The 6,433-nt window shown below is 70.3% G+C and carries 4 protein-coding genes; 3 read left to right on the top strand and 1 reads right to left on the bottom strand.

The annotated features are described in order from the left end of the window. Window positions 1–138: 138 nt before the first annotated feature. Window positions 139–3,405 (bottom strand): hypothetical protein, encoded by a 3,267-nt coding sequence (locus ACFWJ4_RS40380; protein WP_380554174.1) that lies wholly within the window; start codon window positions 3,403–3,405, stop codon window positions 139–141. Window positions 3,406–3,697: 292 nt separating this feature from the next. Here ACFWJ4_RS40380 and ACFWJ4_RS40375 point away from each other — a divergent pair, with 292 nt between their 5' ends. From ACFWJ4_RS40375 to ACFWJ4_RS40365, 3 genes are all read left to right on the top strand, one after another. Beyond that, window positions 3,698–4,243: a GNAT family N-acetyltransferase gene (locus ACFWJ4_RS40375; RefSeq protein ID WP_380554171.1), complete on the top strand. Its 546-nt coding sequence runs from the start codon at window positions 3,698–3,700 to the stop codon at window positions 4,241–4,243. A gap of 182 nt (window positions 4,244–4,425) precedes the next feature. Continuing rightward, complete coding sequence (locus tag ACFWJ4_RS40370) at window positions 4,426–4,518, top strand: Ms4533A family Cys-rich leader peptide (protein ID WP_317620150.1); 93 nt, start codon at window positions 4,426–4,428, stop codon at window positions 4,516–4,518. A 146-nt stretch (window positions 4,519–4,664) separates the two neighbouring features. Beyond that, a complete protein-coding gene (locus ACFWJ4_RS40365; protein ID WP_380554168.1) occupies window positions 4,665–6,383 on the top strand; it encodes an ABC transporter substrate-binding protein in 1,719 nt (572 codons plus the stop codon). Window positions 6,384–6,433: the final 50 nt, after the last annotated feature.

Below are 6,433 nucleotides of genomic sequence, written 5' to 3'. Positions count from 1 at the left end.
GGCGTGCGCCGGGCCGGTACGGCGGCTACGCCCCGGCCCCCGGCGCCGGCGTCGCCGAAGAGAACCGGCACGCAGGTGGCCGGGGAAGAGGTTCTTCCCCGGCCACCGCCCTTTCGGCCCGTCAGGGCCGGTTCGGGGTCACCGCATTGCCCCGCCCGCCTCGACCAGGATGGGCAGCAGCCAGTCGAGATCGGTCATCGACGGATCGGTGGTGAGGTAGGGGAGGGCGGACGGCCAGGTCCCGATGTCGGGCTGGAGGTACGGGTTGCCGGTTCCGGGCTTGACGTCGTGCGACCCGTGGCCGTGGCCGGGCTTGGGGTGGTGGCACTTGTCCGTCTCGCAGGGCGGTTCGCAGCGGGCGAGGGCGGAGGACGGTGGAGTGGTCACCGGCGCGGTCCCCGGCGGGGAGCCCGGCGGCACGTAGGAGGCGGTGACCGTGTTGACGGTGTCCTCGCTGATCAGGCTGAAGCAGTAGAACGTCCTGCTCTGCCCCGCCGCCAGGTCGAACGTGCCGGCCGCCACCACGCAGGCCGGCTCCTGGGAGTCGTTCAGGGTGATGCCGGTCAGGTCCACGGTGCCGGTGTTGGTGACCGTGATCTGCCAGAAGGCCTGGCACTTGTCCGGAGCGCAGAGTTCCTCGGGTGCGTTCCCCTTGTGCAGGGTCGCCTCCTCGCCCCACGGCCCGACGCCGCCCGCGCCGCAGTCGGCGGCGTTGTCGGACTGGCAGACCTCCTTGTCCACGCTCAGCGACGGGACGCCGGTGCCGCTGACGTTCACCGTGGCTTCGGAGGGGGGTGTGGTGACGGGGGTGCCGCCGGGGCCGGGGAAGGTGGCGGTCACGGTGTTCACGGTGTGCTGGGTGACGTCGGTCAGGTCGCAGAACACCTGGTGCGAGGCGCCGGCTGCCAGGTCGAACGTCCCTGCTGCGGTCACGCAGGACGGTGACACGCTGTCGGTCAGGGTGATCCCGGTGACCGGGACCGTGCCGGTGTTGGTGACGGTGATCCGCCAGTACGCCGTGCTCCCGGACGGAATCGTCGCGTTCTTCGCCCACGGGCCCGGACCGCCGTCCGTGCAGTCGGCAGCGTTCGTGGAGGTGCAGACCTCCTTGTTGATCGTCAGCATCGGTGTGCACTGGGCGCCGGGGGTCACCTGGAGGGTGACGGTGTTGGAGGTGACGGGCGGCTGGCCGTTGGTGACGGCGGACGCCTGGTTGGAGACGGCGGTGACGGAGCAGTCGGTCGCCACCGTGGTCTCGAAGCAGATCTGCGGTGCGTCGCCGACGAAGGTCACCTGCATCCGCGGGTGGTTGTCGGGGGTGAAGGACGATCCGTTGATCAGGGTGAGGTTGGCGATCACCTGGATCGGCGAGTCGCCGGTCGGGACGGACGAGATGTCCGCCGTTCCGGTGGCGGGGTCGAACGGGAAGGTGCCGATGGTCGTTCCGTCGGCCGCGAGCACGGTCACCGAGGAGTGGGCGAAGTCGACGGTCGTGGGATCGATGCCGAGGAGGCTGACCGTTCCGTAGGACCTGATGTGCCCGGTGGCTCCGTCGCAGTAGTACGCGGAGGGGTTGATGGTGCCCTGGGCCTTGGTCTTCAGGCAGGGTGAGGCTCCGGTGACCGGGTCGATCGAGAACAGGTAGCCGGTGTCGCCGAGGCTGTACTTGCACTGGCCGTCGTAGGCGAAGCCGTACGGGCTGGTGTTGCCGCCGTTGACGTTGGGCGGGCCGTTGACGACGCCGTTGGTGCCGTACTGGGTGCAGGGGCCCTGGATGGTCCAGTCGTAGCAGTACTCGGTGCTGTTGAGGGTCGGCGTGGTGCCCTGGTAGATCCAGAGCGGGAACTCGGTCTCCAGGTGCCCGTTGGGGGCGGTGATGGTCAGCGGCACCTGGAAGTTGGCCTCGCCGGGGGCGACGTTGGTGCTGACCAGGGCCTGGAGGCCGGGGGGCGCGGCGACGGGGTTGCCCGTAGGGTCGAAGCAGACGACGGTGCCGACCGGCGGGTTGACCTCCTGGTAGACGCCGCCGACCACCGTGCAGACGCCGGTGACGGTGCCCGCCGGGTCGTACATCTCGAAGACGTTGTCGGCCCGGGCGGGGGCGCCGCCGATCGGGGTGACCACGGTCTTGGGGGTGGCCCAGCCGGTGCAGGCGGCGTTCGTCGACGGGTCGAAGCAGGACATCACCGTCGGCAGCGGGGCCGGGGTGTTGTCGGTGACGTAGATCTTGCCGTTGATGACCCGCATGATGCCGGCGTAGTCGCCGCTGAAGGCGACCTGTCCCTCGTTGGGCGGCAGGCCGATGCCGAAGGTCCCGCAGGAGGCGTTGGCGACGGGGTCGTAGCAGAGGATCTCGCCGGTGCCGGAGACGGCGTGGATCAGCTGGTTCGGCGCTTGGACGACACCGCCCACGACCAGCCCGGTGCCGGTCTGGAGGGCGGTGAAGCCGCAGCTGGACTGGGCCTGGAGGTCGATGCAGCCGACGCCGATCAGCCCGAGGGTGGTCCGGCTGATCGCGGCGTAGTACAGCTTGGAGCCGAGCAGGACGTAGGTCGGGGTGCGGGTGCTGCCGAGGTCACCGGTGGTCGCTCCGGCCACCGAGGAGTTCAGCGGCTGGGGCCAGGTGGCGGGGGCCCCGCTCGGCGTCGGACACGGCCCGTTGGTGAGCTGGTCGGTGCAGACCACGCTGGCCGTGTTGGAGAACCCGTGGTGGTAGATGTTCCAGATCTCGGGCGTGGGGACGCCGTTGATCGTGGCGGTGTAGAGGATGGGGGTGAAGCCGTCGCCGCCGGTGGCGGTGTTGATCGGGGTGAACGGCGGCGGGATCTGGACCACCTGACCGGTCGCAGGCGAGGCGAGCATCGGGTTGGTCGCCTGGACGGCGTTGGTGGCGGCGCCCGCGTCGGTGCCCGAGAAGGTCGTCCCGCCGTCGGTGGACCACTGCCGGTTGAAGCCGGGGGGCACCTGGAGGGAACCGGGCACGTAGGACTGGGTCTGCGGCGTGCTGCCCGGGCCGCCCTGGATCTTGTCGGTGACGGTGGTGCTGACCGGTGCGCCGTCCGGGTTGGTGGCGGAGACCACCCAGCGGACGGTGTCGCCGTGGGCGGTCCGGGTGGTGCTGCCGGTGGCGAGGTCGGTGCCGGTCTTCGCGAGGGTGACGGGCTGCTGACGGCCGCCTTGCCGGCTCTGGCCGCTGCCGACCGGGGCGCCGCCGACCGGGGCGTCGGCGGTCGCGGCGTGCGCGGTGCGGTGGGTGGCGTGTGCCACTGCGGGCGCGGCGAAGGAGGCGGACGCCGTCGCGGCCGCGAGGAGGAGGGGCAGCGCGGCCCGGGTGAGGCGGCCGCGGAGCCCGACCGGTCCATGGCGTCTTCGCTCGCGTCCGTTGGTGGGTGGACAGCGCCTCATGACGATTCCCTTCGATCGGACGGTCCGGTGTCTGACGGTGCGTCGGACGGTGGTGGTGACGGGGCAGAACCTGTGCGAGCAGTGACGGTGCCGCTACCTTTGGTGACCGTACGAATGCAGTATCTCGTCTGAAAATCGGAGAAATAGCTTCAATGCCGCCGAACGGGGACACATTCACTCAGGCGTGCGCGGCGGAAACGGGCCTGACGGGTGTTCGTCGCTCGGCCCGGCCCCGTGCGGAGGCTCCCCGGCCCCGGGAGGGATGGCGGACCCCTCTGGCATCCTTCGCCCCATGTCGAACGCCGCCGCCCTCCACCTCGTCCAGACGACCGACCCGCACGACGTCACCGCCGAACTCCGGCAGCAGCTGATCGACTGCTGGATCGCGGTCACCAACAGCGGCGGCGCCGCGGGATTCCCCTTCCCTCCGGTGGGGCACGACGACGTCGCGCCCGCCGTGGACGGGCTCCTCGCCCGTCTCGATCCGCAGCGGAGTCGACTCCTCACCGCCCGCTTGGAAGGCGGCCTGGCCGGATGGATCGTCCTCAACCGCGACCCCTACCGGCTCGTCGGGCACTGGGGCACCGTCCACCACCTCCAGACCCACCCGGCCTTCCGCGGCCGCGGAATCGGATCCGCCCTCGTCCGCGAGCTCCGGAGGATCGCCCGCGACGAGCTCGGCCTGGAACAGCTGCGCCTGGCGGCGCGCGGCGGCGAGGGCCTGGAGGACTTCTACGGGCGGCTCGGCTGGCGCGAGATCGGACGCTGGCCCGAAGCCCTCCGGCTCGCTCCCCACGACACCCGCGACGAGGTCCTCATGATCCTCGCGCCGCTCTGACCGCCGAGGCGTTCGGGCCCCGCCGGGCGGCGGTGCGGTGCGACCCCGGTCGGTCTCCGTGCGGGGTCGGGGAACCTCCGGAATCCCCGGAAGTCCGGGGGTATCCATTTCGGTGTCCACCTGGTGGGCAGGTCATAAGTGGAGTTTTGACATTCCGCTTAACTTCCTACAGTCTTCTCGGCATGTCTGACCGTCACCCGATCGAGTGCGCCGCCATCGAGCTGGCGCTGATCGGCGTGGCCGCGCACTGCGTTTCCGACAATCTCTGTCGCTGAATCCGCCTGCCCCGACGCGTTTTGCGGTGATCGCCGCATCGGGGCGTCGCCCCTCCCTGCGGGCGCGGTGCCGCTCACTCTTCCCGAAGCCTCACTGTCGCCCGCCTTCCTCCGTACACCATCGGTAGCGAAAGGCTCCCTTTCCGATGTCTCGAACCACCTTCACCCCTCGCCGCCTCGCCACGGCGACCGTCACCGTCGCGCTCGTCGTCGGACTGGCGGCGTGCGGACCGAAGGCCGACGGCGGTGGTGGCACCGGCAAGGACGCCGCGCCGCAGCAGGGCGGCACCCTCACCGTCCTCAACCAGAACCCGCAGGACCAGTTCGACCCCGCACGGCTCTACACCTCCGGCGGCGGCAACGTCCCCTCGCTCGTCTTCCGCACCCTCACCACCCGCAACCGGGCCGACGGCGCGGCCGGCACCAAGGTGGTCCCGGACCTCGCCACCGACACCGGCACCCCCTCCGAGGGCGCCACCGTCTGGACGTACCACCTCAAGGACGGCCTGAAGTTCGAGGACGGCTCGACGATCACCACCGCCGATATCAAGTACGGCATCGAAAGGTCATTCGCCCCCGAACTCTCCGGTGGCGCACCGTTCCTGAGGGACTGGCTGGTCGGCGCCGCCGACTACCAGGGCCCGTACAAGGACGGCCGCACCCTGGACGCCATCGAGACGCCGGACGAGAAGACCATCGTCTTCCGCCTCAACAAGCCCGAGGGCGACTTCCCGTACCTGGCCACCCAGACGCAGTTCGCACCCGTCCCGAAGGCCAAGGACACCGGGACGAAGTACCAGGACCACCCCGTCTCCTCCGGCCCCTACCAGGTGGTCAAGAACGAGAACGACGGCGCGCACCTCGTCCTCAAGCGCAACCCCAACTGGTCGGCGGCGACGGACGACCAGCGCAAGGCGTACCCCGACACCGTCGACGTGCAGTCCGGTCTCGACCCGGCGGTGATCAACCAGCGGCTCTCCGCCGGCACCGGCGCCGACGCGGCCGCCGTCACCACCGACACCAACCTCGGCCCCTCCGAACTCGCCCAGGTGAAGGACGACAAGGCCCTCGCCGCACGCGTCGGCACCGGCCACTTCGGCTACGTCAACTACCTGGCGTTCAACCCCAAGGTCAAGCCCTTCGACAACCCCAAGGTCCGGCAGGCCGTCGCCTACGCGATCAACCGCACCTCGGTCGTCAACGCCGCCGGCGGTTCCTCGCTCGCCGAGGCCGCCACCACCTACCTGCCCACCCAGGAGACCTTCGGGTACACCCCCTACGACCCGTTCCCGGCCGGTGCCACCGGCAACCCGGAGAAGGCCAAGGAGCTGCTGAAGGAGGCCGGTTACCCGGACGGCCTGACCATCACGCTCACCCACTCCAGCGCCGTGGGCAAGGGCTACGGCCCGGACCTGGCCACCGCCGTCCAGGACGGCCTGAAGGCCGCCGGGATCACCGTCCAGCTGGAGGCCCTGGACTCCACCAGGTACTCCAAGACGATCCACACCGTCAGCACCGAGCCCGGCCTCTTCCTCTCCGGATGGGGCGCCGACTGGCCGTCCGGCGGCCCGTTCCTCGCGCCCATCTTCGACGGCCGGCAGATCGTCACCGACGGCTACAACTTCAACTCCGCACAGCTGGACGACCCGTCGGTGAACGACGAGATCGACCAGATCAACAAGATCACCGACCACGCCGAGGCCGCCAAGCGCTGGGGCGCCCTGGACCAGCGCATCGGTGACCAGGCCCTCACCGTTCCGCTGTTCCACCCCGTCTACAAGCGGCTGTCCGGCAAGGACGTCCGCAACATCGTCATCAGCGACTGGACCGGCGTGCTCGACATCTCCCAGGTCGCGGTCAAGTAGCGGTCGGGAACGGACGGATCGGTCAGACAACCATGGCTCCACAGGAACCC

Origin of the sequence: Kitasatospora sp. NPDC127067 (genome assembly GCF_042724755.1) — a bacterium.
Lineage (GTDB): Bacteria > Actinomycetota > Actinomycetes > Streptomycetales > Streptomycetaceae > Kitasatospora > Kitasatospora lactacystinica.
The sequence above is the reverse complement of the archived record's forward strand: the minus strand, read 5'-3'. Positions and strand labels throughout refer to the sequence as shown.